At 61.3% G+C, this 25,012-nt stretch carries 23 protein-coding genes and 1 tRNA gene; 10 read left to right on the top strand and 14 right to left on the bottom strand.

Annotated elements, in window-relative coordinates:
- Positions 1-6: 6 nt before the first annotated feature.
- Positions 7-324 (top strand): hypothetical protein, encoded by a 318-nt coding sequence (locus JAO85_RS20470; RefSeq protein ID WP_045839659.1) that lies wholly within the window; start codon positions 7-9, stop codon positions 322-324.
- Positions 321-791 carry a lysozyme gene (locus JAO85_RS20465; RefSeq protein ID WP_045839658.1) on the top strand — a complete coding sequence of 157 codons (471 nt, stop codon included), beginning with the start codon at positions 321-323 and terminating at the stop codon, positions 789-791. The genes JAO85_RS20470 and JAO85_RS20465 overlap by 4 nt, the downstream gene beginning before the upstream one ends.
- A gap of 95 nt (positions 792-886) precedes the next feature.
- Here JAO85_RS20465 and JAO85_RS20460 read toward each other — a convergent pair whose 3' ends face one another.
- Together JAO85_RS20460 and JAO85_RS20455 are read right to left on the bottom strand one after the other, a co-directional pair.
- The gene (locus JAO85_RS20460) at positions 887-1,270 is read right to left on the bottom strand and encodes a hypothetical protein (RefSeq protein ID WP_202788873.1); all 384 of its coding nucleotides are present in this window, start codon (positions 1,268-1,270) and stop codon (positions 887-889) included.
- 184 nt (positions 1,271-1,454) lie between these two features.
- A complete protein-coding gene (locus tag JAO85_RS20455; protein ID WP_202788872.1) occupies positions 1,455-2,441 on the bottom strand; it encodes a hypothetical protein in 987 nt (328 codons plus the stop codon).
- A gap of 452 nt (positions 2,442-2,893) precedes the next feature.
- Here JAO85_RS20455 and JAO85_RS20450 point away from each other — a divergent pair.
- Positions 2,894-2,970, top strand: a tRNA-Arg gene (locus JAO85_RS20450).
- A gap of 108 nt (positions 2,971-3,078) precedes the next feature.
- Here the strand turns inward: JAO85_RS20450 and JAO85_RS20445 are convergent.
- Both JAO85_RS20445 and JAO85_RS20440 read right to left on the bottom strand, forming a co-directional pair.
- Positions 3,079-4,815 (bottom strand): M14 family zinc carboxypeptidase, encoded by a 1,737-nt coding sequence (locus tag JAO85_RS20445; RefSeq protein WP_237734927.1) that lies wholly within the window; start codon positions 4,813-4,815, stop codon positions 3,079-3,081.
- Between the two features lie 213 nt (positions 4,816-5,028).
- Positions 5,029-6,870, bottom strand: a complete 1,842-nt coding sequence (locus JAO85_RS20440; protein WP_039050895.1) for a DEAD/DEAH box helicase — start codon at positions 6,868-6,870, stop codon at positions 5,029-5,031.
- Positions 6,871-7,134: 264 nt separating this feature from the next.
- Here JAO85_RS20440 and ettA point away from each other — a divergent pair, with 264 nt between their 5' ends.
- Positions 7,135-8,796 carry an energy-dependent translational throttle protein EttA gene (gene ettA, locus JAO85_RS20435; RefSeq protein ID WP_003063408.1) on the top strand — a complete coding sequence of 554 codons (1,662 nt, stop codon included), beginning with the start codon at positions 7,135-7,137 and terminating at the stop codon, positions 8,794-8,796.
- A 48-nt stretch (positions 8,797-8,844) separates the two neighbouring features.
- Positions 8,845-11,148, top strand: coding sequence for a DUF1631 family protein (locus tag JAO85_RS20430; RefSeq protein ID WP_202788871.1), 2,304 nt, complete (start codon positions 8,845-8,847; stop codon positions 11,146-11,148).
- Here JAO85_RS20430 and JAO85_RS20425 read toward each other — a convergent pair.
- Positions 11,145-12,182: a P1 family peptidase gene (locus tag JAO85_RS20425; RefSeq protein ID WP_202788870.1), complete on the bottom strand. Its 1,038-nt coding sequence runs from the start codon at positions 12,180-12,182 to the stop codon at positions 11,145-11,147. The two genes, JAO85_RS20430 and JAO85_RS20425, sit on opposite strands and share 4 nt — an antisense overlap.
- Positions 12,183-12,346: 164 nt before the next feature.
- Between JAO85_RS20425 and JAO85_RS20420 the strand changes: the two genes are divergently transcribed.
- Both JAO85_RS20420 and JAO85_RS20415 read left to right on the top strand, forming a co-directional pair.
- Positions 12,347-13,183, top strand: coding sequence for a MetQ/NlpA family ABC transporter substrate-binding protein (locus JAO85_RS20420; RefSeq protein ID WP_202788869.1), 837 nt, complete (start codon positions 12,347-12,349; stop codon positions 13,181-13,183).
- Between the two features lie 207 nt (positions 13,184-13,390).
- The gene (locus JAO85_RS20415; RefSeq protein ID WP_202788868.1) at positions 13,391-14,233 is read left to right on the top strand and encodes a MetQ/NlpA family ABC transporter substrate-binding protein; all 843 of its coding nucleotides are present in this window, start codon (positions 13,391-13,393) and stop codon (positions 14,231-14,233) included.
- A 3-nt stretch (positions 14,234-14,236) separates the two neighbouring features.
- Here JAO85_RS20415 and JAO85_RS20410 read toward each other — a convergent pair whose 3' ends face one another.
- Entirely contained in the window at positions 14,237-15,439 is a 1,203-nt protein-coding gene (locus JAO85_RS20410; protein WP_202788867.1) for a leucine-rich repeat domain-containing protein, read from the bottom strand.
- Positions 15,440-15,503: 64 nt separating this feature from the next.
- Here JAO85_RS20410 and JAO85_RS20405 point away from each other — a divergent pair, with 64 nt between their 5' ends.
- The gene (locus tag JAO85_RS20405; protein WP_202788866.1) at positions 15,504-16,481 is read left to right on the top strand and encodes an SMI1/KNR4 family protein; all 978 of its coding nucleotides are present in this window, start codon (positions 15,504-15,506) and stop codon (positions 16,479-16,481) included.
- Between the two features lies 1 nt (position 16,482).
- On the top strand, positions 16,483-16,992 hold the full coding sequence (locus JAO85_RS20400) for an ankyrin repeat domain-containing protein (RefSeq protein ID WP_202788865.1): 510 nt from the start codon (positions 16,483-16,485) through the stop codon (positions 16,990-16,992).
- Positions 16,993-17,049: 57 nt separating this feature from the next.
- On the opposite strand, the gene JAO85_RS20395 is transcribed toward JAO85_RS20400, so the two are convergent.
- From JAO85_RS20395 to JAO85_RS20360, 8 genes are all read right to left on the bottom strand, one after another.
- On the bottom strand, positions 17,050-17,418 hold the full coding sequence (locus JAO85_RS20395; protein ID WP_012837722.1) for a copper-binding protein: 369 nt from the start codon (positions 17,416-17,418) through the stop codon (positions 17,050-17,052).
- A 23-nt stretch (positions 17,419-17,441) separates the two neighbouring features.
- Positions 17,442-17,930, bottom strand: a complete 489-nt coding sequence (locus JAO85_RS20390; protein ID WP_087863692.1) for a DUF411 domain-containing protein — start codon at positions 17,928-17,930, stop codon at positions 17,442-17,444.
- A 19-nt stretch (positions 17,931-17,949) separates the two neighbouring features.
- Positions 17,950-18,432: a plastocyanin/azurin family copper-binding protein gene (locus tag JAO85_RS20385; protein ID WP_039050901.1), complete on the bottom strand. Its 483-nt coding sequence runs from the start codon at positions 18,430-18,432 to the stop codon at positions 17,950-17,952.
- Positions 18,433-18,447: 15 nt separating this feature from the next.
- Entirely contained in the window at positions 18,448-19,854 is a 1,407-nt protein-coding gene (locus JAO85_RS20380; RefSeq protein ID WP_202788864.1) for a multicopper oxidase family protein, read from the bottom strand.
- 1 nt (position 19,855) lies between these two features.
- On the bottom strand, positions 19,856-21,289 hold the full coding sequence (locus tag JAO85_RS20375) for a TolC family protein (protein WP_012837726.1): 1,434 nt from the start codon (positions 21,287-21,289) through the stop codon (positions 19,856-19,858).
- On the bottom strand, positions 21,286-21,645 hold the full coding sequence (locus JAO85_RS20370; protein WP_202788863.1) for a hypothetical protein: 360 nt from the start codon (positions 21,643-21,645) through the stop codon (positions 21,286-21,288). Before JAO85_RS20370 ends, JAO85_RS20375 begins: the two co-directional genes overlap by 4 nt.
- 115 nt (positions 21,646-21,760) lie before the next feature.
- Positions 21,761-22,222 carry a hypothetical protein gene (locus tag JAO85_RS20365; protein WP_202788862.1) on the bottom strand — a complete coding sequence of 154 codons (462 nt, stop codon included), beginning with the start codon at positions 22,220-22,222 and terminating at the stop codon, positions 21,761-21,763.
- Between the two features lie 103 nt (positions 22,223-22,325).
- Positions 22,326-24,461, bottom strand: coding sequence for a cation-translocating P-type ATPase (locus JAO85_RS20360; protein ID WP_039050904.1), 2,136 nt, complete (start codon positions 24,459-24,461; stop codon positions 22,326-22,328).
- Positions 24,462-24,500: 39 nt separating this feature from the next.
- Here JAO85_RS20360 and JAO85_RS20355 point away from each other — a divergent pair, with 39 nt between their 5' ends.
- Entirely contained in the window at positions 24,501-24,974 is a 474-nt protein-coding gene (locus tag JAO85_RS20355) for a Cd(II)/Pb(II)-responsive transcriptional regulator (RefSeq protein WP_034381187.1), read from the top strand.
- Positions 24,975-25,012 lie beyond the last annotated feature (38 nt).

The raw sequence follows: 25,012 nt of genomic DNA, 5'->3' as shown, positions 1-25,012 counted from the left end.
GGGCTGATGGAGGAGCTAATCGATGAACTGCCCGTGCTGGAGCATGAGCAGATTAAAGAACGGTTGGACGAAGGGAGTGAGCGCATGGCAACCATCGAGCGCGATCTGAAAGCCTTAGCGCAGGGCCTTCATGAGGAGCGTCAGGAGCTGCAGGAGCTCAAGCAGCAACTGGCGGAAATGCTGGAGTTCTTCACCGCCATGAAGGGCGCTTTCAAGGTGCTGAATTGGGTGGGCAAGGTAGCCAAGCCTCTAGCGGCCATCGTCATGTTGGGCGGTGCCTGTGTGGGCTTCTGGACTGCAATCAAAGGAGTGACAAGCCGATGAGCTGGAAAGAAAGACTTATTGCGGCCATTGGCGGCGCTGCCGTGGCCCTGGCTGTGCCCCTGGTGCAGAAGTACGAGGGCACAGTGCTGCGCAGCTACCGAGACCCGGTCAACGTATTGACCAGCTGCACGGGACATACCGGCCCCGAGCTGCGCGATGGGCAGACGTTCACCCGTGAGCAGTGCGAGGAGATGCTTTACAAGGACTTGGCCAAGCATGCCGACGCCCTGAGCTGCGTGCGTGCGCCGCTGACGGACGCCCAGCGCGCGGCATTCCTGAGCTTTGCCTTCAATGTGGGGGATGACGCCTTTTGCCGCAGCACCTTGGTGCGCAAGGCCAATGCCGGCGATATGGATGGCGCCTGTGCCGAGCTGAGCCGCTGGACCTACGCCGGGGGCAAGCAGCTGCCCGGCCTGGTCAAGCGCCGCGCGGCCGAGCGGCAACTGTGCGAGCGGGGGCTGGCATGACAGGCGCGTCCCGCATCTGGCCGTGGCTGGCCCTGGCTATAGCCCTGCTGCTGGCTGTGCAGACCCAGCGGTTGGCCAAGGTCGAGACTTCACAGTCAAAAGCTGCGGCTGCTCAGGCTCAAAAGGCGCAAGCTGCTACAGAAAAAAAAGCAGAGGCCGTGGTTGAGCACGGCACTGCCCAACAGGAAAACACCCATGACTACACGAAAGAAATGGCCCGCCTGGAGGCTGGGCGCGCTGTTGACGCTTCCCGCATTGCAGGCCTGCAGCACGACATCAGGAGCGCTGCCACCCGCAACGCCCAGCTTGCCGGTGACGCCGCTGCCTGCCGAGATCTCGCAGATCAGCACCAGCGACTCGCAGCCCGTGCTGCAGGAGGCGCGGGCGTGGTTGGCCAGCTTATCGGTCTGGTCGAGCGCCGAGACGCCCAAGTCGACGCCCTGAAAGGACAGGTGCAGGTCGACAGGGCGCTGATTCAACGCTTGCAGTAGCTGGTGAGCACGTTATCAACGGGGCGCTCTAAACTCAAACGCTCATATCACACGAAGGACAGCTCGCTCGCCATGGAGCGAGATTGGTGATGAGTGTAAGCCTCTGCTAGGCCGAGCGCTTCAAGGCGGTGCAGTGCTTAGGCAAGCCTAGTTGGGTGGTGAGTGACGCTGACTAATTTGCATCCCAAGCCCAGCATTGCGCACGATTCTTGTCGTAATAAACCTGTCTGCCCTCAAATTTCGTAACGCACGCAGTACCGTAGAACTGAACGCCTTGCGAGCCATTCGGGCTGTCCATCCAACTACGCTCTTTTGCGCCGGGCTTGATCAACCAAGACTGTTTAGGCTGCTTGCACTCTGATTTTTCGCCAGCGCACCAATATGCCTGCAATGGTTCTTTGCAGGAGTTTTGAATTGCATACCAATACATGCTTGGAACAGTCTTATCCTGCTTGACGTCGACCACTCGTAAGCATTGGTGTCTCTGAGGAAGGTCCACCTTGTTTCTTTGTGCACCTCCTCGATTGACCTCATTCTGCTCCGCCGTTTCGGTGCTTTGAATCAGGGTTTGGAAGTTTGCCTCCTGCTTTTCGTCCAAGCGTTTTGCTTCTTGCCGGCTTCGGTTCTGAGCCTTTTCATCTCCCGTTTTGCCATTCGCTTTCGCTGCTACAGCAACATAGTCGGTAGCGCTTGGCCAGCCTTTTGCTTGATGACACGCATAGGCATTGACTCGGGCTTGCGAGAGCTGAATGGCAACTTGCTCGGTTTCCGGTGCAGTCTTATAGCCGCGCATGCTGTAAGGGGTGGAAGACGGGCCGATGAACATATTCAGGAGATTGCCCTCCGGTATTCGTCCACTTGCATATGTCTCGGAGAACCTTCTGCCATCGTCCTTCTTCGAGAGGAAGGTGTTTGGAAGGAACGATGGGCTATTTTGGGCTGCCTCTAGGTTCGTCTTAATGAGTTGGTAAATTTCGTCAAGTTCTTGCCTGGTAAGAATTTTGTTCTTCAAGGGCGTGAAAACAATCGTGTCGGAGCCTAAGTTTCGACCGCTGGGGTACTCACGGAGATCGCTGGTCCAGGACGTAGGGCAGTCAGTGTTTGCGTATGAGAACGAGCAAACGGTCATTCCAAGCAAGAGAGCAAAGCTTCTATTCATTCGGCGAGCTCCTGTTTCGAGTGGCTCAGTAGGGTTGATGAAAAATGTAAATTCTGAAGCAACTACTTACGAACAGTATTACAAGATGCCTGAACGTTGAATAGGTACAAGTTGATTTGCCTGATCTCGTAAGCGTTGGGATCAAGCCCTAGCAACTGGAATTTCACCAATCTCGGTTGTGTAGCGTGGCGTGCGGCGCTCTAGGTGCATGCCCAAGCCGCTCTCGTCTTACTTGAGCACTCCTGTACTGGTCACATGCACGGTGCCCTTGCCAAAGCGCCCACTGCCGCGCTGACCAGGACTTTGGTGTCGGACGACGGCGGTTGCGCCGATGAGTGTGCTGAACCAAGGCATAATAACGACCGGTCATATCAAACGAGAAATGACCGATGCGGAGCGCTCCGCAAATCTAGGTTGAGTCCAGAGCGAAAAAACCTAGTGAAATCAATCATCTGCCCGTAGCTCAGTTGGATAGAGCAACAGCCTTCTAAGCTGTGGGTCACAGGTTCGATCCCTGTCGGGCAGGCCAAGCGAAGAAAAAGCCCATTCATGCAATTGCATGAATGGGCTTTTTGTTTCTGCATCAGCAGTGTGCTGCAGAGTGCATTTAAGACTCTGCAATCTTGCCTCTATATTTTCATTCCATTTCTTCTTCAAAAACGACTGATGGTGCGGCGACGACGCGTGCAATGTCCGTGGGGGCAGTAATCAGGCTTTTACTTACATAGCTGAAAGGTGTGTCAGGCTCGAGGGCTGCAGTCGCCAAATGCGCTTTTGCCTGGTTGAGGGTGATGTAGTAGCTGCCCATTGGCGCTTCAATGGCGCCACGCGTCAGCACAGGGGTGTTGCTGCCGGTACGGGATGGGGTGTAGTTTTCTGCCAGCATCTGACCAGATTCTGCAATCTGCATGACTTGCACCCCCTGCAGGCGCAAACGGTCGACGGCTCGCCCTGAGTCAGCCGACAGCCAGTAACCGCATGGGCGGGGACGGCTTTGTTCGGGCTTTATGTTCAGCGATGAATTCCAGTCCACACGGGCTTCGATTTCCTGGCCGGATTCGGCCTGCAGCATGCGGATGGTGCGCTGCTCAGGTGTTTGTTTGGCCTGGATGGTCAGGGTGTTGCGGCAAGCGAGAGCGGAAATGTCGCGGGACACAAAGGATTCGACCTGCTTCAGGTTTTTTGATTTCTCGGCCGTGGCTCGCAGTGCTGCAGTTGCCGCAGTGACCAGGCTGTGTACGCGGCGCTGAATGTGCAGGCGCCCCAGATCGGAGCCGCGGCTGGCTATCAGCAGAGCGACAGAGTTTTTGAGGCTGCTGGTGTTGGCAAGAGTGTCGGCAGTCAAACCGGCCATGGACATTGATGTGTCCTCAGGCTGAGCACTGGGCTGAAAAAACCATTCATTGCTGAGCTCTGCCTGCTTGAGAGCGTTGCGTATGGGTTGGCTGAACCACTCTCGTGCTGCCTTGTTGACAAATTCGTGTGCATTGGCCGTGGCAGCGGGTTGCAGTAGTACGTCGTAGCGCTGCACGGCCTGAAATTTCTGCAGCAACGTGCCAGCTGCTGCAAATTCACGTAGATCAATCACAGCTGCAGGCCGGTAGTTACGGGTCAGGCGGGCGAGGGCCTGTGCTTCCGGAGTGCTTAGCAGCAGATGATCGTGAACGAGGTCTGTGCCGTCTGCTGTGACGTGGCTGGCTGTGCCTGCCGCATCAGGATTGGCCCGGGGTACGATGATGATGTTGGTCTGCTGCAGCAAGGGCGCCAGCAGGCCGCCCTGGCTCAGTTCACGTGCGACGACCAACAGGGCCTCAGTGCTGGCAGGTTCGTCGCCACGTTGGCCGCCGACCAAGAGCACAGTGGGTTTGCCGCTGCTGTTGATGGTTGTTGCCTGGGTGCTTTGGCCTTGAGTCGCAATAAGCGCTTGAATCGGCAGCCCTCTTTGAGAGGTGCCGATAGTGACGGTGGACAGTTGCGAGCCGTTACCAGCCTTGCTGCTCACTGATTGCAACCATGCAGAAATTTCTGTCTGCGTGCTGAACTGCTGTCGCCCGCTACCCAGACCCGGAGTGTCATAAAGAGTGGTGGGGTCGGTAAAGCGAGACTCGATGGCCGGGTTATAGGGCAGGGCAGTCAGCTGTGGCGTAGGGGCAACCGCCTGGCTGATCACCGAAGGGGCGGCAGGAGAACTTGCTGCGGAGGGGGCTGGGGCCGTTGCAGGGCCTGACATGCCAGCCCAGGGCGGCAGCTGCACATTGGCACAGGCCGTCAATAGCACTGCCGAGCCCACTGTCGTCAGCTTGAGCATGCTTTGGGTCCAGACGGACTGCGTGTGCTTGGCATGAGAGAAAACAGGCTTGGTAAGAAATGTCATAAGTTCAACGCAGATAAAAAGAACATGCCAAGAGCGAAAGCTCAAGCTTCGCACATCTGGAGCCCATATTAGGTCGGCTGGCTTGCTGTCGGCTGTCAGCGCGCAGCGATGCTGCAGCTGGAAAAAACAGAAGGGCTGCAATATTGGAGATTGCAGCCCTTCAGGAGGTTGGGTTGAAGGTAGTTTCACACCTTCAGCCATAGACGCCGTGGATTAACGGCCGTAACCGCCGCCAAAGCCTCCACGGTTGCCACCGCGATTGCCTCCGCCGAAGCCACCGCGACCGCCGCCAAAGCCGCCACGGCGACCACGGTCAGCCATGCTGTCCACGCTGGTGCGCATTGGATCTGGCTGGCCACCGGCATTGCTGCCGCGCGCGCCGTTGTGGCGGGCATGTCCTTGCTGCGTGCCCAGGTGCGCATCGGCGCGGGGGGGCTGGTCGTCGTAGCGGTTGCCGCGTTCGCGATCACCGAACTGGCGGGCGCCGCCGCGCTTGGGAGCGCGCTGCTGATCGTTGTTGCCCTGGGGGCGTGGAGCACGGTCGTTCGGGCCGAAGGAGTTGCTGCGCTCGCCGTTGCGCTCTGTGCCGCGATCGGAGTTGCGTTCGCCGCGTTCGACAGCTTGCTGGCCCTGGCTGCGCTGGCTGTTGACGCGGTTGTTGCTGCGGGGCTTGTGCTGGCGTGCGGGGCGTTGCTGTGCTTCACCTTCTGCTTCGCCTTGCTGGGCATCTGCGGCAGCAGGGCGGCGGCCACCGCGGCCGCCATTGGGAGTCTTGTTGGAGCGGATGCGCTCCATCATTTCCTGGCGGGCTGCCTTGGCAGCTGCCTGCATCACATCGCGGCTGGGAGGCTTGCCAGCGCCACCCCACAGGGTTTGTCGGCCCATGGCAATGGGCTCGGCGATTTCGCCTTCTTCAGGACCAAAACCTTCGATGGGCTGCACCGGAATCTCCTGCTTGGTAAAGCGCTCGATATCCATCATGAAGCCTTCTTCGTCCATGCAGACCAGGCTGACTGCGTTGCCTTCGCGGCCGGCACGGCCGGTACGGCCGATACGGTGTACATAGTCTTCCGAGATATTGGGGATCTCGTAGTTCACCACATTGGGCAGTTCATCAATGTCGATGCCGCGGGCAGCAATATCTGTTGCCACCAGCGCGCGCAGTTCGCCTGTCTTGAAGCCTTCCAAGGCCTGGGTACGGGCGCTCTGGCTCTTGTTGCCGTGCAAAGCCATGGCGGAGACGCCGTTCTTGGTCAGGTACTCGGCCACGTTGTTGGCGCCAAACTTGGTGCGGGTGAAGACCAGCACCTGACTCCAGTTGTTTTCCTGGATGATGTGCAGCAGCACCTGCTTTTTCTTGCCGCGTCCCACGGGGTGGATCACCTGCTTGATGCGCTGCACGGTGGTGTTGCGCGGGGTGACCTGGATGGATTGGGGGTTGCGCAGCAGACCATTGGCCAGCTCGCGAATTTCATCGCTGAAGGTGGCAGAGAACAGCAGGCTTTGCTTGTCCTTGGGCACCAGCGCCAGAACCTTCTTGACGTCATGGATAAAGCCCATGTCCAGCATGCGGTCGGCTTCGTCCAGGATCAGCATCTCGACGGTGGACAGGTCCATGAAGCCCTGACCAGCCAGGTCCAGCAGACGGCCTGGCGTGGCAACCAGAACGTCCACGCCTTTTTCGATGCGGGCGATCTGCGGTTTCATCCCGACACCGCCAAAAATCACGGTCGAGGTGATGTCTAGATACTTGGCATAGCCGCGCAGGTTTTCTTCCACCTGGGCCGCCAGTTCGCGGGTAGGGGTCAGCACCAGAGTGCGGATGCCCTTGCCGCCAAACTTGTTCTTGGGCGCTGTGCCGCTTGCCAGGCGCTGCAACATGGGCAGCGTGAAGGCGGCAGTCTTGCCGGTACCGGTCTGGGCGCCGGCCAGCAGATCGTGCCCGGCGAGAACCAGAGGAATGGCCTGTGCCTGAATGGGAGTCGGGTTTTCATAACCCTGTTCTTGTACGGCCTTCAGAATGGCTGGTGCCAGATTCAGTTCTTCAAATGTCATTGTGATCAATTGCGCCAATCCTGGGCGCGGGGTATCAGCCTGTCATGGCACCCGTGGGGTGCCTGGCCAGTTGTAGGCAGATATAGTTTGCGTGTTGGGAGCTTGGAAACGCTTCCTTTGTCCCCAGCTGAAGTGCTGCTGCAGCAGGCAACTGGACGCCTGTTGCGAGGGGTATTGTCGCATGCACCGATAATCATGGTTTGATTGCCGTGTAAAGCGGCACACTTTTTTGCATAAATCCAAGTAACTCAAAGCAATTCGGACATGGCTCAATACGTTTTTTCGATGAATCAGCTGACCAAGACGGTGCCGCCCAAGCGCCAGATCTTGAAAGGCATTTCCCTGAGTTTCTTCCCCGGCGCCAAGATCGGCGTGCTGGGTCTGAACGGCTCGGGCAAGTCTTCGCTGTTGAAGATCATGGCCGGTGTGGACAAGGAGTATGAAGGCGAAGCCATCCCCATGCAGGGCCTGTCCATCGGCTACCTGCCCCAGGAGCCTCAGCTCAATCCCGAACACACCGTGCGCCAGGCTGTGGAAGAAGCCATGGCCGAGGTGAACAATGCCAAGGCCCGTCTGGAAGAGGTGTACGCAGCTTACGCAGAAGAAGATGCGGACTTTGATGCCCTGGCTGCCGAGCAAGGTGAGCTGGAAGCCATCATCGCTGCTGCGGGAACGGACTCCGAGCATCAGCTGGAAATCGCTGCGGATGCACTGCGCCTGCCGGCATGGGACGCTATCGTGGGTCAGCTCTCCGGTGGCGAAAAGCGCCGCGTTGCCCTGTGCAAGCTGCTGCTGTCCAAGCCTGACATGCTGCTGCTGGACGAGCCGACCAACCACTTGGATGCCGAGTCCGTGGACTGGCTGGAGCAGTTCCTGCATCGCTTCTCCGGCACCGTGGTGGCCATTACCCACGACCGCTACTTCCTCGACAACGCGGCCGAATGGATTCTGGAACTGGACCGTGGACACGGCATTCCCTACAAGGGCAACTACTCCGACTGGCTGATCCAGAAGGGCAACCGCCTGGAAGCCGAGCAAAAGGGCGAAGAAGCACGTGCCAAGGCCCTGAAGAAGGAACTGGAGTGGGTGCGCCAGAATGCCAAGGGTCGTCAGGCCAAGTCCAAGGCCCGTATTGCGCGCTTTGAAGAGCTGAGCGATTACGAATACCAGCAGCGCAATGAAACACAGGAAATTTTCATTCCTGTGGCCGAGCGTCTGGGCTCCAAGGTCATCGAGTTCACCAATGTCTCCAAGTCCTTTGGTGACCGCATGCTGATCGACAACCTTTCGATGAACATTCCCGCTGGTGCCATCGTCGGCATCATCGGACCGAATGGTGCCGGTAAGTCGACTCTGTTCAAGCTGATCGCGGGTAAGGAGCAGCCTGATTCAGGTACGGTGGATATCGGCCAGACCGTGAAGATGGCCTTTGTGGACCAGCACCGTGATGAGCTGGCCAACGAAAAGACCGTGTGGGAAGACATCTCCGGCGGTTTGGACATGATCACCGTGGGCAAGTTCACCATGGCGTCGCGCGCTTATGCGGGCCGCTTCAACTTCAACGGCCAAGACCAGCAAAAGAAGGTCGGCAACCTCTCCGGTGGCGAGCGCGGTCGCCTGCACCTGGCCAAGACGCTGATTCAAGGCGGCAACGTGCTGCTGTTGGACGAGCCCTCCAATGACTTGGACGTGGAAACCCTGCGTGCGCTGGAAGACGCGCTGCTGGAATATGCCGGTACCGTGATGGTCATCTCGCATGACCGCTGGTTCCTGGACCGTATTGCCACGCATATCCTGGCCGCCGAAGGCGATTCCCAGTGGGTATTCTTTGACGGCAACTACCAGGAGTACGAAGCCGATAAGAAGAAACGACTGGGTGAGGAAGGTGCTGCGCCCAAGCGCATGCGTTACAAGGCGTTGAAGTAAGCATCAAAATGTCTCCAGCATCGGCTGGAGCGGGTATTCTTAGGGGCTATGAGCCTCGCACATGCATCCGTTTCCGTGCTGCGCACCTGCCTTGTCCAGGTGGTGCGTGGCGCTGATGCATTCGCGCTGCGATTGTTGCAGCGCACCGAATATGCGTTGGAGCAATCGCTTTCGACGGGTTTCCACTCTGTAAGGCGCGATGTGCTCGGCGCTGCGCTGCATAACCTGCAGCAGCACCGGGCCTCGGTGATCAGCAGCTTCCCGCAGAATTTGCTGGAGGCGCTGGTACTGTCAGCGCGCCAACCTTTTTCCTTTTCTGCACAGACGCTGGATACTGTCACTGGCCGGCTTTTGCCATTGGCGGCCATGGCCGAGTCGGCCAGCCGTCAGCTCAAGGCCGAGCACAAGCTGGTGCAGATGGTCGAGCCCCAGGTCGAGCTGGCGCTGGCTGATCTGGATGCGTTGATGAGCGGCGCTCAGGGGCTTGAATCCGCTCGGCCAGAGTGCAATCCGCTGCGGCTGGAGAACTATGTACGCGCTTTGAGCCAGTCGTTGACGGCTGTTCAGCCCGCCACGGAAGTGGCCGATTGCTGGCATGAATTCATGTCGCAGCAGCTGGGTTCGATTCTGGCTTCTGAATATTCCCGTGCTGCCAATTTGCTGCGCCAGCATGGCGTGCAGCCTGCCCGCTATGGCGCGGACGGCGACACCCGGCCTCAATGCCTGCTGACCCTGCGGCTGTTGCAGGAGTTGGCCTCAGATCTGCGCTGGATTGATGATTCGCGCTGCACCGTGCCCCAGTCGCTGACGGACTCCATGCTGGCAGGTTGGCCGGCGACCGAGCCGGCCTCTATCGCGCCTGTGCAGGATTCGGGGCTGGAGCCAGGCTGGACTTCGTATTCGGCCAATGCGCTGCAGACTTCGCAACAACCCTGGGTACCCAGTGCTCTGAGGGGGGTGCGCGCACCACAGCCCAGTCAGGCGCCCAGTGCTCTGATTCAGATACGCACGCTGCAGCGAATGATGAGCCATATGACCAGCGACGGCCGCCTGCTGCCGCCGGTGCAGCGGGTCTTGTTGCGGCTTGAACCCATGTTGAGCCAGTTGGTGGCGCAAGACGGTGTTTTCTTTGAAGATCGCTTGCACCCGGCACGGCAGTTGCTGGACGAGCTGACGGCTCGCAGCCTCTGGTTTGCCAGCGAATCTGCTCTGGGATTTGCCCACTTCATCACCGTGGCAGAGGCTGCGGCGAACCAGTTGGCTAGTGCAGGGCAGGCAAATGCCAATGTATTTGCCCGAGTGCTGCAATTTGTGCGCGAGCAGTGGCCGCCGGAAGGTCGTATGAGCCGCGTTGCGGCGCTGAGCCAGCATACTGAAGTCGAGCATTCCACGCGGCAAGGGCTGATGAGCTCGGCGCTGGGGCTGGTCGATCGCCAAGTTGTGAGCGCCATCGAGCAGATCAAGCCCGATGCCCTGCAACTGGCGCAGATGATTCGAAGCCTGCCCAGTGCCAAGGGTGTGCCTGAAGATATTCTGGATTTTGTGACCGGCCCGTGGGCCGGTGTGATTGCCCAGGCACAGCAGCGGGCCGAACCAGGGCAGGAGCGCGACCCGGGTGGCTATCTGGCGCTGGTGCCCAGCCTGCTGTGGAGCGTGTCGCCGCAGGCCGCTCAGGATGTGACGCGGCTGGTGGCCGTGGCGCCCAAGTTGCAGCGCCGCCTGGCGCGAGGCTTGCGCAGCGTGGGCCGCACGGATGTCGAAATCGCCGCACTGGCGGCCCGGCTGGGAAGCCTTCAGCAGCGGGTATTGGATGCGGCCGAGGCTGCGGGCCAGTCCGGCTCCGACGAATTTGCCAGGGTGGATGTACTCGGTGAACTGCCCAGCGTGCTGGCGGGTCTGGATGGTGCCTCAGAAACCGTGCGCGCAGGACTGGATATCACCTTGCCGGTACTGACCGACAGAGTCGAGGATCCGCCATCAATGGCCGTGATGCGAGAGGCGCAGGTTCAGGCTGCAACCCATTCCTCAGGACCTGTCTTCAAGACCACAGCGCTGCAAAAGATAGTCAGTGCTCCATTGGACGCGACTGAAGCAGTTGTTTCTGCTCCCATGCCGGCGCATGCATCCATGGGGCAGAGCAAGCCTGCTGATGTTGCCGAATGGCCTTTGGGCACCTGGGTGGAGCTGTGCAACGAGCGCCAGCAACTGCGCACCAAGCTCACCTGGGTCAGCCCGCAGCAAAGCCTGTTTCTGTTTACCGCCGAAGACGGAAGCACCCAGTCTATGACGCGCCGCATGCGCGATAAATTGCTGACGCAGGGACAGTTGCGGCGACTTGAGGCGATGGCCTAGCTTCTTGCGCTTAAATCCTGATGGCTGGGCAGCGTCGTCTGGCCTTCGATGCGTACCGATTGAGCCAGCAAGACGGCGCGTGCGGTGGCTATGGCCACGGCTTCGGCCGCCAAGGTGCTCAGCGTCATCATTCCCGGCGATTTGCCGCTGCGGCCCGTGCCCAGGGCAAACAGGCTGTCGCCATCGCTCATGGTGTGCACGGGGTTGATGGCACGTGCCAGGCCATCATGGGCTACCACGGCCAGACGGTGGGCCTGGGCCTTGGTGATAGCGGCGTCGGTCGCTACGACGCCTATCGTGGTGTTGCTGCCGGCCAGAACCGGCTTGGGCTCTTCGCCCGCCAGCAAGGCATCGCGGGTGCCGCGCAATTGCAGGCCGTCTGTCGTGCGTGCCCCGGCCAGCAACTCGCCGTTGAAGGGGTTGAATACATCGCCCAGCGCATTGCAGGCAATGATGGCTCCTACGGTGACGCCATCGACGGTAAAGCTGGCCGTGCCTATGCCGCCCTTCATGGCGCGCTCGTGGCCGAAGACCTTGCCCACCACGGCGCCAGCGCCAGCGCCTACGCTGCCCTCGGCGGGTCGCCCGTTGCCAGAGTCCGGCCCCGCATTCCGGCAGGCGGCATAGCCGGCCGCAGCATCGGGGCGTATGCGCATATCGCCCATCATCACGTCAAACAACACGGCTGCCGGCACCAGCGGAATCCGGCCCACGCCGATACTCAGGCCGGCACCTTGCTCTTCCAGCCAGTGCACGGCCCCTGTGGCTGCATCCAGCCCCCAGGCACTGCCGCCGGCCAGCATGATGCCGTGGACCTCCTGCACCAGATTGCTGGGGTGAAGCAAATCGGTCTCGCGCGTGCCTGGGGCTGCGCCGCGCACATCTACACCGCCCACGGCACCTTGAGGGCACAGCACGGCGGTGCAGCCCGTGGGGCGACGCGAGTCGCTGAAATGGCCGACGGAGATGCCCTGCACACGGCCGATATGGCCTTCGTGTGCGAGCAGATCTTGAATCGTTGAAAAAGCGCTCATGCCAATACTCTCCTTGTATTTCTTATATGTGTTTATGGATAAACAGATGGTTTTTTATTCTTTAGGGTTTGCCCGTGTAGGGGTCATACTTGCTCACATTGTTGCAGCTCGGTAAACAAATGAGAGCCGTGCTGCCCACGCGCATCCAATTCAAGGAGTGATCCATGCCCGCCCATTTTTCTTTTGCCGCCAGCCGCCGTGCCGTTCTGGCCACTGCCGCAGTCGCATTGCTGGCGACTGCCGGTGTACCTGCTCTGGCGCAGGACTCGGCCAAGAAGAACCTGCTGATTGGCGCCACCGCCGGCTCCAACTATGACTTGCTGCAAAAAGGCATAGTGCCTCAGCTGCAGAAAAAGGGCTATCAGATCAAACTGATCGAGTTCAACGACTATGTTCAGCCCAATCTGGCGCTGTCCGACGGTTCGCTGGATGCCAATTTCTTCCAGCACCGTGCCTATTTCGATCAGTTCACCACGGATCGCAAGCTGGCGCTGACTGCGATTGCTCAGGGCCCGGTGGCACCCATGGGCGTGTACAGCAAAAAGCACAAGTCTCTGGCCGATATCAAGAGCGGCGCCAAGGTGGCTCTGCCCAATGACCCCAGCAACCTGGCTCGTGCATTGCTGGTGTTGCAGCAGGCAGGCCTCGTCAAGGTCAAGGAAGGGGTGAACCCGGCCCGTATCTCCGAGCTGGATCTGGCCGCCAATCCCCACAAGCTCAAGTTTGTGGCGCTGGAGGCAGCCCAGTTGCCGCGTGTGCTCGAAGATGCTGACTATGTGGTGGTCAATGGCAACTTTGCCGTTTCCTCGGGTCTGAAGCTGAGCGAGGCCGTGGTGCTGGAAAAGACTCCCGATCTGTACCTGAACGTGGTGGCCGTGAAGACCGGCAACGAAAACAGCCAGTGGGCCAAGGATCTGTCCGCTGCCTACCGCTCGCCAGAGTTCAAGGCCGTGGTGGACAGCCAGTTCCCCGGCTACTCCAAGCCTGCTTTCCTCAAGTGATGGGGTTGGACTGAAGACGCCAAGGGCCGCGATGCGGCCCTTTTTTCATGCCCGTGGATTTGCTGGTTTTAGATGAAAAGCAAATAAGAGCATGGGTTTTTATTGGTTGGAATTTGCTCTCCCTGTCTGGATACTGCAAAGGCCTCTGCATGGATGCAGAGTCAGACCTTTGATATCAAAACACAGTACATCAACGAGGAGCAAAGCATGACCACTCTTTTTTCCGTAGTGCACCGCCGCCGCAGTCTTCTGGCCACCACCCTGCTGGCGGGAGCTGCTCTGGCTATGGGTGCCCTGCAGGCCGCAGCCCAGGACGCCGGCAAAAAGCAACTGGTCATCGGCGGCACGGCCGGCTCCAACATCGACCAGCTTCAATACGGCATAGTTCCCATTCTGCAGAAGAAGGGCTACAAGGTTCGCCTGGTGGAGTTCAACGACTATGTCCAGCCCAACCTGGCTTTGGCCGACGGTTCGCTGGATGCCAATTTCTTCCAGCACGAGGTGTATTTCAATCAGTTCAAGGGTGACCGCAAGCTGGATCTGACGGCCCTGGTACAGGGGCCGATTGCGCCCATGGGCGTCTACAGCAAGCAGCGCAAAAGTCTGGCCGACCTGAAGGAGGGCGATCGCATTGCCCTGCCCAACGACGCCAGCAATCTGGCTCGGGGCATTCTGCTGCTGCAGCAGGCGGGGCTGGTCAGGCTCAAGGAAGGCGTGAACCCGCTGCGCGTGTCTGAGCTGGATCTGGCCTCCAATCCCAAGAAGATCAAGCTCGTGCCCCTGGATGCGGCTCATCTGCCGCGCGCGCTCGATGATGCACAGTACGCCATCATCAACGGCAACTTTGCGATTTCCTCGGGCATGAAGCTCTCAGATTCGGTGCTGCTGGAAAAAACGCCCGAGCATTATCTGAACATCGTGGCCGTCAAGACCAAGGACAAGGATGCACAATGGGCCAAGGATCTGGCTGCAGCCTACAAATCCGCCGAGTTCAAGGGCGTGGTGGACAGCAGGTTTGCGGGTTATGCCAAGCCCGCATTCTTGCAGTAAGACTCAGCCGACAAGAGCCTGAACCTCATCCTCCAGATGGCGCAGCGCACGCAGCTCGATCTGCTGCAGCTGCGCTTTCTGTGTTTCGGGCAGGCCCTGCAAAAGCGCAGCGGCCCCAAAGTCGCTGAGCATGGCGTGCCCGGTCTGCAGATTGCACAGGATATTGTGGGCATACAGATCACCATGCAGCAGACCAAGGCCGTGCAGATGGGTGATGGCAGAGCGTATGCCTTGCAGCAACTGGTGGGCTACGCCGGTTTGCAGACGTAGTTCGGGGTCATAGACATCACGTGTGCAGCTGTCGAAGTTGGGCGGACCGGCTAGCGGCTGCATGGCTGAATCCAGCAGGGGCAGGGCCGTGGCTGTTTGCCCGTCAGGAGCGCCCAGAACCTGCGCCAGCGGCGTCAGCAGATGAGGATGCTGTCCTGCCGCAATGCCTGCTGCCAGTTCGGATTGCGGCGTGCCGTCGCTGGTCTGGGCGGCCTTGAAAACCTTGAGTGCCAGATCCTGTCCGTTGAGGCTGGCGCGGTAGATATGGCCGCTGGCGCCTTCGCCCAGCTTGCCGGCAATCTGCAAATTTTGATAAAAAATGGGCTCAATCCCATGCCCTGAAAGCGTATCCAGCTCCTGTTTTTGAGTCATTGGATTGCCTGCCAACGCCAGCCACGCCAGGCGAGGCAGCCGGAAGATGACTTCAGGAGCATCTTCGAAACGGTTGCTTGCCATGCGCAGCAACTCCAGCGCTTGGCAATGCTCCAGGCTCTGGGGCAGCTGCCTCAGCTGGTTGCACGACAGCATGAGCTTTTGCAGACGCGTGCATTGGCCGATGGACTCGGGCAACTGGTGCACATGGTTGTCCGTGAGAATCAGCCAGCGCAGGCGCGCCGGCAGGCTGTCCTTGGGCACATGTGTGATGCGGCAGGCCTTGAAACCCACCATTTCGAGTTGCGGCATGCGGCCCAGCACGCGGGGCAGTTCGCTGAACGGATTGTTCGAGGCAAACAGAATGCGCAGCCGCGCAAAACGCGTCAGATCATCAGGCAGGGTGCTGAGCCGGTTGCCCGACAGATCGAGGATCTCCAGCGTATCGGCCAGCTGATAAAGCGCGGCGGGGAACTCGGTCAGCCCATCGCAGAGCCTGATATGGTGTGCGCGGGCCAGTGAACCATTGGCCAGCCCGGAGTGAAACTGCTCTAGCGTCAACATAGGACGCGCAGTCTAAGCCCTGCGCACCCATGCACCTAAAACACACAATGCACGGAATGCCTGCATGAAAATCTTCAAAGACCTGCCTGCGCTGGTGCAGGCATTGCCCGAACTCGCGCCGAGCGACTGGGTGGATCTGCCTGCCGATGCCGCTGCCCAGCTTGAGGCGCCAAATCAGTCTCCGCCAGCAGATCTGCTGAAACAGCCTGCCTTGCGCTTTGTGGTGCGTGATGCGAATGAGGTGCCGCGCATGGGCTATGTGCCGTGGATGCCGGTGGCGGTACTAGCTCGGATGCACTGGCCTTCACCATCGGACGCGGAGGCATGGTCTTGTTTTCTGCAGGCCGAGTTTGGGCGCAGCCAGCGCTTTGTAGAAAACCATGATGTGTGGGATGAGGCCGACGTGCCCGAGCCGTATTGGCTGTCCGCCGATGCTTCGTTCGATCAGCGGCTGGCTCACTGGTATCAAGGCCTGCAGGCCCATGCCTGGATGGACGAAGAGCCGGCTCAAGTCAAGCCCTTCAGCCGGGCCGAGCTGCGCCTGTGCGAATGGCGCCTGGGTTGCGCTCTTCCCCAGTCCTTGCGTGACTATCTGTTGCAGCTCGGTGTGCTGGACTGGGCCGAGCGCTTGCTGAGTCCGCGCTTTGATCTGATGGCGCCGGATGCAGACATGGATGCCATCGGTTCGGTGCAAGTCGTGTTCCCGGGCATCGCCGATATTGTGGAGATGAGTGCGCCGCAACAGGCGCTGGCCTTGGAGGCGCAGTTGAGCGAGCTGGTGGTGTTCGGGGACTACCTGGGCAATGGCAATCTCTGGTGCTTTGACCGCCGCGATGGCTCTGTCTGGTATCTGGATCATGACAGCAGCCCCTTGCTGACCCGTATGTTCGACGATGTGGGCGACTATCTGGACGCGCTGGCATTGATGTCGCTATGCCGCAGTCACGCCGTGGCCCAGGGGCGGGATGATGGCGATGAGCAGGCCGAAGTGCTGCTGGAAAAGCGCTTTGGGCGGGCGCTGATCAGGAAATGGATGTACTGAAATGAGTATGAAACTGCTCAAGGCCGCTGAAAAAGGCGATATTGCTGCGCTGGAGTTGCGCCTGAGGGACGGTGACGATATCGCCTATGTGCAAAAGAGCACAGGTCTCAATGCGCTGATCACTGCCCTCAATTGCGGCAACGATGCCGCGGCCCAATGGCTGGTGGAGCAAGGCAGTCCGCTGGATCAGGTGAGTCTGGCAACGGGCATGACCGCCACCGCCTGGGCGGCCTTCAACGGGCGCACAGAGATGCTGCAAGTGCTGCGGCAGGCGGGGGCCGACCTTGACAAGACCGGGGATGACAAGGGCCGAACCCCGTATCTGATGGCCGTGGACCATGGCGCGTGGGAGGCAGTGCGCTGGTTCTGGTCGGCCGGGGTCGATCTCCAGCGAAGGGATGCCCTGGGTCGCAATGCCCATGATCTGCTGGTGCACGGCGGTCGTGATGTGCCCGGGGATGTACTGGAGCGCGTGGCAGGCCATGCGGGAGTGATATCCACGGGGTTGTGACGGGATGACGATGCCATGCTTGCATGGCATCGTCATCGCTTTAACGGCGGGACTGCATCAGGACGCTGGCTGGATGCGGGTGATGATCAGCGAGCCATCCTTGTCCTCGGCGCGGAACAGCACTTTGTCACCGGCTTTGAAATCGTTGGACTGGCTGGCGTCCGCCAGCGCAAACACCATGGTCATGGGAGGCATGTCCAGGTTCTTGATTTCTTCGTGGCGAATCGTCAGCTTGCCTGTGCGCTTGTCCACGCGGGTGATTTCACCGGCGGTCAATGCATCGGCCTGAGCTGCAGGTGCGGTTGTAGAAGTGCCGGCTGCTGCGCCGTGACCGGCGTGTGCCGAGTGATCCTGCGCCAAAGCGGGAGTGGTCAGCGCAAAGCCCAGGCTCAGGGCTACCAAAGTGGTGTGAAAGAGGTTTCTCATCATGTTCTCCTGAATTGAGGGGGTCAGCCGCGATAGCTGGTGAAGACCGAGGTGCTGACATCGCTGCGCATCAGGCTTTGGGTGACCAGCAGCACGTCGTAGGGGTCTTTGCGGCCGCCGTACTCGGGGCCGTCCATGCCGGGACTGCCGATGGGCATGCCCGGTACGGCGATGCCCAGCGCCTTGGGTTTTTGCTTCAGCAGCTTGTGCACATCGGCGGCAGGCACATGGCCTTCGACCAGATAACCGCCTACCAGGGCGGTATGGCAGGAACCCAGGCGGGTAGGCAGGCCCAGTTTGGCGCGTACGGCGCTGTTGCCCACGTCATGCACCTTGACGGCGAAGCCAGCCTGCTCCATCAGGGCAATCCAGTCCTTGCAGCAGCCGCAGTTCGGGTCTTTCCAGACCTCCATGGCAATCTTGGCGGGAGTCGCCGCCATTGCTGGCAGCGCAGCCATGCCGGCGGCGGCGGCCAGCAGATGCAGGGCATGGCGGCGGTTGGTGCTTGTCATCGGGAATTCCTTTCTTGCGTTATTCGGTGACGGTGAAACGCCCCGTCATGCCGGCCTGGTAATGGCCGGCGATCAGGCAGGCGAAGTCGAATTCGCCTGCGCGGTTGAAGCTCCACACCATGTCTTCGGTCTGGCCTGTGGCCACATGGGCCATATAGGGTTCGGCATGTTCCATGCCGGGGTACTTGAGCATCATCTGCGCGTGCTCATCGAGCGATGCCCGGGTGCCCAGCACCATCTCGTGCATGAGAAGGCCTTTGTTGACCACGCGCAGGCGCAGGGTTTCGCCCTTTTTCACGCTGAAATGACTGGGGCTGAAGCGCATGTCGTCCGTCATCTCGATGGTGATGGTGCGCCGGGCCTCCCTGGCCTCGGCGGCAATGCCCCAGGGCTTTTGCTCCTTGATCACGGGACCGCTGGCATGGGTGCTGTTTCCATGCGCAAAACTAGCGCCAGCGCTTGCTGCCAAAGTGCAGGCAGCTATGAAATGAATAGTCTTCATGAGAGTCTCCTGGCGTCAGTGCTGGGTGTGTGCACCCGTGGCGGGGCCGGTTTCGGGTTTGCGTACGGTGGCGGCACCAGGAGCGGTGCCGGGCGTGCTCTGGCGGGGGGCCTTGGCATCGAAAGGTGCGCCCTGCCATTCATAGGCACGGGTCCCTTTGGGCTGCTGGTACCAGCCGGGGTCCTTGTAGTCGTTGGCACCCAGGTTTTTGCGTACCTTGAAGCTGGTGAACATCCCGCCCATTTCGATGGGGCCGTAAGGGCCCTGGCCGGTCATCATGGGGAAGGTGTTGTCGGGCAAAGGCATTTCCATGGCGCCCATATCGCCCATGCCGCGCTCGCCCATCAGCATGTAGTCGGGCACGATCTTCTGGATCTTGCCCACCAGGCCGCGGTGGTCCACGCCGATCATGGTGGGCACGTCGTGACCCATGGCGCCCATGGTGTGGTGGCTCTTGTGGCAGTGGAAAGCCCAGTCGCCGGGTTCGTCGGCAATGAATTCCACCTGGCGCATCTGACCCACGGCCACATCCGTTGTCACCTCGGGCCAGCGGGCGGACTTCGGAACGGGGCCGCCGTCGGTGCCCGTGACCTCGAACTCATGGCCGTGGATATGAATGGGGTGGTTGGTCATGGTCAGATTGCCCACGCGGATGCGCACCTTGTCACCCTGACGAGCCACCAGTGGGCTGATGGCGGGGAAGGCGCGGCTGTTGAAAGTCCAGATATTGAAATCCGTCATCTCGTTGATGCGCGGTGTCATGGTGCCGGGCTCGACCGCATAGGCGCTGAGCAGAAAGGCATAGTCGCGCTGCACCTTGTCGATCAGCGGGTGGGCTGTCTTGGGGTGGGTGATCCACAGGCCCATCATGCCCATGGCCATCTGAACCATCTCATCCGAATGCGGGTGGTACATGAAGGTGCCGGGGCGGCGCGCCTCGAACTCATAGACGAAGGTCTTGCCCGGCGGGATGTGAGGCTGGTTCAGACCGCCCACACCGTCCATGCCATTGGGCAGACGCTGGCCATGCCAGTGGATGGTGGTGCTCTCGGGCAGGCGGTTGGTGACGAAGATGCGCACCTTGTCGCCTTCCATCACTTCGATCGTGGGGCCCGGCGACTGGCCGTTGTAGCCCCACATATTGACGAAAAATCCGGGCGCCACCTCGCGCACCACGGGCTCGGCCACGAGGTGGAACTCCTTGACGCCCGCATTCATGCGCCAGGGCGTGGTCCAGCCGTTGAGTGTGACCACGGGTTGGTAGGGGCGACCGTTGGGCGGCGTCAAAGGCGCAGCCGTGTCGGCGCTGCCTTGCATGACGGGCTCGGGCACGGCCGCCATGGCAACCCGGCTGACGGCCATTGAAGTTGTGGCGGCTGCCACTGCAGTGGCAGCGCCAGTGAAAAAGGATCGGCGTTGCATATCAGTGACCTGCTTCGGCTTGTGCAGCGGGCGCTGCGCTGGTGTTGACGGTGGGGGTGGTTCCTGGCGATGTGCCTGTCAGGGCCAGGCGCAGATCGGTCTCGGCCAGCCAGAAGTCGCGCTGTGCCTCGGTGGCGGTCACCACCGCTTGCGTGGTGCTGCGGGCCTGGGCCAACAACTGCCACACACTCATGAACATGCCGTTGTAGCGGTAGACGGTTTCTTCCTGCATCAGCTTGGCCAAGGGCAGAACCTCGGCCTGCTGCTGCTGGGCCAGGTCGTAAGCCGTGCGGTAGGCCAGCCAGTTGCTGCGGGCTTCGCTGCGTGCGCGTATGGCGTTGTCGCGCAGCAGCGATGCGCTGCGCAGAACCTGGTTGCGTGCCATGCCGCGCGCGGCAAAGCCCCAGTCAAACAGCGGCAGCGGCACGTCGAACTCCCAGCCCTGGGTCTTGTCGCTGTGGCCGGTGGCGCGTTCAGTACTGGTGTTGTTGCTGTAGCTGGCGCCGATATCACCAAAGATGGTGCCAATCGTGGCCCAGCCCTGGCGGCCGGCGGTCACATCAAGGTCGCGGCGCAGAGCGCCCAGATCCAGTCGCTGACGCAGGGCGGTGGCTTCGGCGTCATCGCCGCCGCGCAGCTCGGTCGCTTTGGGCAAGGCGGGCAGTTGCTCGGGCAGCTTGTAGGCCAACTGCTCGCCCCACAGGCCCATGCGGCGGGCCAGTTGCTCGCGTTCCAGCTGGGCGTTCAGACGCGCGCGTGCCAGCTGGGCGGCGGCCTGCTGCTGCTGGGCCAGCTCTCTGGCCTGATCCATCTTGCTGAAGTTGCCGACCTGGGCCATGCGGCGTGCCAGCTCGCCGCCCAGGGCCGCTGCCTCGTGCATGCGTTCGTTGGCGGCCAGAGCCTGCTCGGCTGCCACGGCGCGCAGCCACGCGCGGCGTGTGTCGGAGGCCAGCAGCAGCACCTGCTGGGCGGCTGTCAGCGTGGCCTGTTCCATCTGCCAGCCCTGCCAGCGGCTGCGCCAGGGCAGAGTGATGAGCTGCACCAGCCCAAAGCTGAGCTGGCGCTCGATTTCGCGCTCGTGGCTGTTGCGAAAGCGGCCGAAGGTAAAGCTGGGGTTGGGCAGGGTCAGGACCTGCACGCGCTGCGCGTCGGCAATGCCGAGCTGCGCCAGCTGGGCCTGCAGACCGGGGTTGTTGAGCAGGGCGATGCGCACGGCGGTGTCGGCATCGACAGGGGTTTTGAGCCAGTCGGCAATCTGGGTCTGAGCATCCTGCAGGGCCTGGGCGTCCGGCGACGGCAGCTGTGCGCCCGCGGGCAGCCTGCCTTCGGTATGTCTGGCCACGTCGCCGCGCAGTCCGTCGGGCGAGATGCTGGCGCAGCCAGCCAGCGCCAGTGCGGCGAGCAATGGCGCGGCTTTGAATGCAAGGCGCTTCATGGCTGGCCTCCGTGATGGTGCTGATGTGCGGGCGCACCGCTGTCCGGGGCTGGGCCGGAGGCATTGCCCTGGGATTTCTCCCACCTGAGCACATCGCCATGGCCGCGCGGGAACTCGCCCACGGCAGCATTGGCGGCCTTCCAGTCGCCGGGTTGGTTCACGATGGCAGCACCGGCCGCGAGTGGTTGATGCTGCAGCGCCAGCGTAGGAGCGTCGGGATCGAAAACGCGGTTGCCCTTGGCTGGGGATTGGGCGGCCGGGGGAGCCGGCTCGGGCGTCTGAGCCAGGACTGGCGGGCTGACGCCGGCCATGAGCAAAGCCATGGCTGTCAAAGAAAGAGGATGCGCGTGGCGCATAGAAGACTCCTGTCGTCTAAAACCGGGAGAAGGTCCGCAGTCTTGAGCGTTTGACGGCTCGAAACTAGACAGCTAGCGCAATGGCTGCCATCAAAATGCGGACGCACCTAGGGCGTCAGAGCGCAGAAATCGGTGGTTTGACGAGGTCGGCAGGCGCGGCGCTGGCAAAGCGCGCTGCACCATGGGCCGGCTGGGCGGCCAGAGGGAGGCTGGAGTGAAGTGTCAGCAATTCGGGGTTGGCCAGCGTCGAGTGGCAGATGCCGCAGGCCGTGCAATGGCCTTCATGCTGGTGGCAGTCGCTGTCGGCGGCATTGGCGCTGCAGCTGACGGCCCCTGCAGGGCCTGCCTTGTGGGACGCGGCCATGTCGTGATGCGGCTGTGCATCGGTCGTGAGGCTTGCATGCGCGTGGTGCGAAGCCTCTGCCATGGTGGCCACTTCGTCCAGGCTTTGCGTCTGCACCAGCGCATGTCCCATGTGATGGGCCTGGTTGGTGTTCTGCTCCATGGCCATGGCATCGCCTGCCAGGCCACGCAGGGCCAGCAGCAAAATCATGAACAGAGAGAAAAAGCGACGCATGGGGTGAATGATAGCGAAGGGCGGGTTTAGTTCCCCGCCCGGTGCAGTAAATCGTAAATTAGATAGCTGCTTGCGCTTGCCTATCAAGGGCTAAGGTCGAATTTCATGTGTTTTCAGGCCTGTTCCCCCAATGGCGCAGGCGCAGGCCATTGGCGACCACCAGCAGGCTCACGCCCATATCGGCCAGCACGGCCAGCCACATGCTGGCATTGCCGCTGACGGCCAGAATGAAGAAGGCCAGCTTGATGCCCAGGGCCAGGCTGATGTTCTGCCAGAGCACGCTGTGCGCGCGCTGCGAGAGATCGACCACCTCGGGGATGCGGCGCAGGTCGTCGTTCATGAGCACCACATCGGCGGTCTCCATGGCCATGTCGGTGGCATGCATGCCGCCCATGGCAAAGCCTATATCGGCCTGGGCCAGCGCCGGCGCGTCGTTGATGCCGTCGCCCGTCATGGCCGTGGGGCCGATGTCGCGCTGCAGCTCGCTCAGGGTCTTGAGCTTGTCTTCGGGCAGCATATTGCCGCGCGCATCGCTGATGCCCGCTTCCGCGGCCACGGTGCGCACGGTGGCGCTGTTGTCGCCGCTGAGCACAATGGGTTTGACACCCAGCGCCTGCAACTGGGCCACGGCCGCCTTGGCCTGCGGGCGCAGCGGGTCGGCCACGGCAAACAGCGCCTGCACGCCCTGCTCGTTGGCCAGCAGCGTGACGGTGCGGCCCTGTTGCTCCTGCAGCATCAGCGCGGCCTGGAGTTCGGCACTGTCCCAGCCTTGCTCGCCCACCCAGCGCAGATTGGCCAGCGTCCAGCGTTCACCATCGATCTGGGCCTGCACGCCACGGCCGGGCAGGGCTTGCAATTGCTGTGCTTCGGCAAAGTCCTTGCCGACCTGGGTCTCCAGCCCCTGGGCAATCGCGCGCGATACCGGGTGGTCGGAGCGCGATGCCAGAGCATAGGCGCGGGCTGCGGCTTCATCGCCGCTCGCAGCATTCCAGTTCTGCCAGTCCACCAGCTTGGGTGAGCCCGTGGTCAGCGTGCCGGTCTTGTCGAGTGCGATGGCCTTGAGCTGGCGAGCCGATTCCAGTGCGCTGCCTCCCTTGATGAGAATACCGCGCTTGGCAGCAGCCGTGAGCGCGCTGACCACGGTGACCGGGGTGGACAGCACCAGGGCACAGGGGCAGGCGATGACCAGCAGGGCCAGGGCCTGGTAAGCGGCCTGATGCCAGCTCCAGTCCAGCAGCCAGGGCGCGAGCAGGCCGAGGGCAATCGCCAGCACCAGCACGATGGGGGTGTAGACCTCGGCGAAGCGGTCGACAAAGCGCTGTGTGGGAGCCTTCGAGGACTGCGCCTGCTCCACGGCATGGACGATGCGCGCAATCAGGCTGTCGCTGGCCGGTGCAGTTACACGCAGGTGCAACTCGCCGTCCTGGTTGATGGAGCCTGCATACAGCTCGTCGCCCGGGCCTTTGTGCGCCAGCGCACTCTCGCCCGTGATGGGGGCCTGGTTGACCGAGCTTTCGCCCTCGGTGACCAGACCGTCGAGTGGGACGCGAGCGCCTGGCGTCACACGCAGCACGGCGCCCAAAGGCACCTCGCTGGCGGCCATGCGCACAGTGCTGCCGTCGGGCTGCAGCACATCGGCGGTCTCTGGCGCCAGCTGCAGCAGATTGCGGATGGCCAGGCGGGCCTTGTCCATGGCTTGGTCTTCGATGCGCTCGGCCGCCGCATAGAGCGCCATGACCATGGCAGCTTCGGGCCACTGGCCGATGATGAAGGCGCCCGTGACGGCCACGGCCATCAGGGCATGAATGCCGAGCTTGAAGCGCAGCACATCCTTGAGGCCGGCCTTGTAGACCCCCAGACCGGACAACGCGATACCCAGTACGGCCAGTGCCATGCCCAGATATTGAAGCGTGGAGTTGGCGCCGTCGCCGCCAAACCAGTGGCAGGCCTCTGCCGCCAGAGCTGCGGCCAGAGCGGCATAGATGCGCGGCCAGCCGGGCAGCACGCCATGGTCGTGAGCATGGTCATGACCGTCACCCTCATCGTGAGCCTGGCTCTTGGCTGGCTCGCTGATGGAAAACGGTGCGCAGCAGCCGGTTCCGCAGGCCGATGTGGCTGTGGCGGCAATAGGTTTCGACGTGGCTGGCACATGTTCATGCGGATGTGCATGATCGTGATCATGTGAATGACCATTGTGGCCGCCGCCATGGGCGTGGGTGGACAGGCTTTCTTGCTTCATGGCAGTATTGAAAACAATAAAGTCACTTCAAGGTCAAGCATGTCCCTCAATTCGCACGATATTCCGCGCTGGCGCATTGGCGAGGCGGCCAAGCGTTCCGGCATTGCTGCGGCCAATATCCGCTACTACGAAAAGGAGCAACTGCTCTCGCCCGGCATGCGCGAGGACAATCAGTACCGGCTCTACACCGATGGCGATGTTCACAGGCTGCGTTTTATTCGGCTGTGCCGGGCCATGGATATGTCGCTCGACGAAGTGCGCACCCTGCTGGCGCTCGATGGTGCGCGCAAGGCCGATTGCGTGGCTGCCAACAAAACCCTGGACGCCCATCTGGGCCATGTGCGCGAGCGGCTGGCCGAACTGCAGGCTCTGGAGCATGAGCTGATGCAGCTGCGCAGCCAGTGCGACGGCTCGGACAGCTTTTGTCACATCATCGAAGCCCTGCATGCCCAGGCCGATGAGCCCTTGCCCGAAGGCTTGCAAGGCAGTGCTGCTGCAAAGCGCCATGTCTGACAGGCGGCAACCGTGGCGGCTGCGCCCGTACCCTGAAG

This window comes from Comamonas sp. NyZ500 (assembly GCF_016772095.1).
GTDB classification, from domain to species: Bacteria; Pseudomonadota; Gammaproteobacteria; order Burkholderiales; family Burkholderiaceae_C; genus Comamonas; species Comamonas thiooxydans.
The sequence above is the reverse complement of the archived record's forward strand: the minus strand, read 5'-3'. Positions and strand labels throughout refer to the sequence as shown.

Bases quoted from the DNA above. Each gene is read 5' to 3' on its own strand.
- JAO85_RS20395 (WP_012837722.1), bottom strand. From the start codon at position 17,418: ATGAGAAACCTCTTTCACACCACTTTGGTAGCCCTGAGCCTGGGCTTT.
- JAO85_RS20445 (WP_237734927.1), bottom strand. From the start codon at position 4,815: ATGACATTTCTTACCAAGCCTGTTTTCTCTCATGCCAAGCACACGCAG.
- JAO85_RS20380 (WP_202788864.1), bottom strand. From the start codon at position 19,854: ATGCAACGCCGATCCTTTTTCACTGGCGCTGCCACTGCAGTGGCAGCC.
- JAO85_RS20365 (WP_202788862.1), bottom strand. From the start codon at position 22,222: ATGCGTCGCTTTTTCTCTCTGTTCATGATTTTGCTGCTGGCCCTGCGT.
- JAO85_RS20465 (WP_045839658.1), top strand. From the start codon at position 321: ATGAGCTGGAAAGAAAGACTTATTGCGGCCATTGGCGGCGCTGCCGTG.
- JAO85_RS20385 (WP_039050901.1), bottom strand. From the start codon at position 18,432: ATGAAGACTATTCATTTCATAGCTGCCTGCACTTTGGCAGCAAGCGCT.
- JAO85_RS20425 (WP_202788870.1), bottom strand. From the start codon at position 12,182: ATGAGCGCTTTTTCAACGATTCAAGATCTGCTCGCACACGAAGGCCAT.
- JAO85_RS20355 (WP_034381187.1), top strand. From the start codon at position 24,501: ATGTCCCTCAATTCGCACGATATTCCGCGCTGGCGCATTGGCGAGGCG.
- JAO85_RS20390 (WP_087863692.1), bottom strand. From the start codon at position 17,930: ATGACAAGCACCAACCGCCGCCATGCCCTGCATCTGCTGGCCGCCGCC.
- JAO85_RS20370 (WP_202788863.1), bottom strand. From the start codon at position 21,645: ATGCGCCACGCGCATCCTCTTTCTTTGACAGCCATGGCTTTGCTCATG.
- JAO85_RS20440 (WP_039050895.1), bottom strand. From the start codon at position 6,870: ATGACATTTGAAGAACTGAATCTGGCACCAGCCATTCTGAAGGCCGTA.
- JAO85_RS20400 (WP_202788865.1), top strand. From the start codon at position 16,483: ATGAGTATGAAACTGCTCAAGGCCGCTGAAAAAGGCGATATTGCTGCG.
- JAO85_RS20470 (WP_045839659.1), top strand. From the start codon at position 7: ATGGAGGAGCTAATCGATGAACTGCCCGTGCTGGAGCATGAGCAGATT.
- JAO85_RS20405 (WP_202788866.1), top strand. From the start codon at position 15,504: ATGAAAATCTTCAAAGACCTGCCTGCGCTGGTGCAGGCATTGCCCGAA.
- JAO85_RS20455 (WP_202788872.1), bottom strand. From the start codon at position 2,441: ATGAATAGAAGCTTTGCTCTCTTGCTTGGAATGACCGTTTGCTCGTTC.
- JAO85_RS20410 (WP_202788867.1), bottom strand. From the start codon at position 15,439: ATGTTGACGCTAGAGCAGTTTCACTCCGGGCTGGCCAATGGTTCACTG.
- JAO85_RS20375 (WP_012837726.1), bottom strand. From the start codon at position 21,289: ATGAAGCGCCTTGCATTCAAAGCCGCGCCATTGCTCGCCGCACTGGCG.
- JAO85_RS20430 (WP_202788871.1), top strand. From the start codon at position 8,845: ATGAGCCTCGCACATGCATCCGTTTCCGTGCTGCGCACCTGCCTTGTC.
- JAO85_RS20420 (WP_202788869.1), top strand. From the start codon at position 12,347: ATGCCCGCCCATTTTTCTTTTGCCGCCAGCCGCCGTGCCGTTCTGGCC.
- JAO85_RS20415 (WP_202788868.1), top strand. From the start codon at position 13,391: ATGACCACTCTTTTTTCCGTAGTGCACCGCCGCCGCAGTCTTCTGGCC.
- ettA (WP_003063408.1), top strand. From the start codon at position 7,135: ATGGCTCAATACGTTTTTTCGATGAATCAGCTGACCAAGACGGTGCCG.
- JAO85_RS20360 (WP_039050904.1), bottom strand. From the start codon at position 24,461: ATGAAGCAAGAAAGCCTGTCCACCCACGCCCATGGCGGCGGCCACAAT.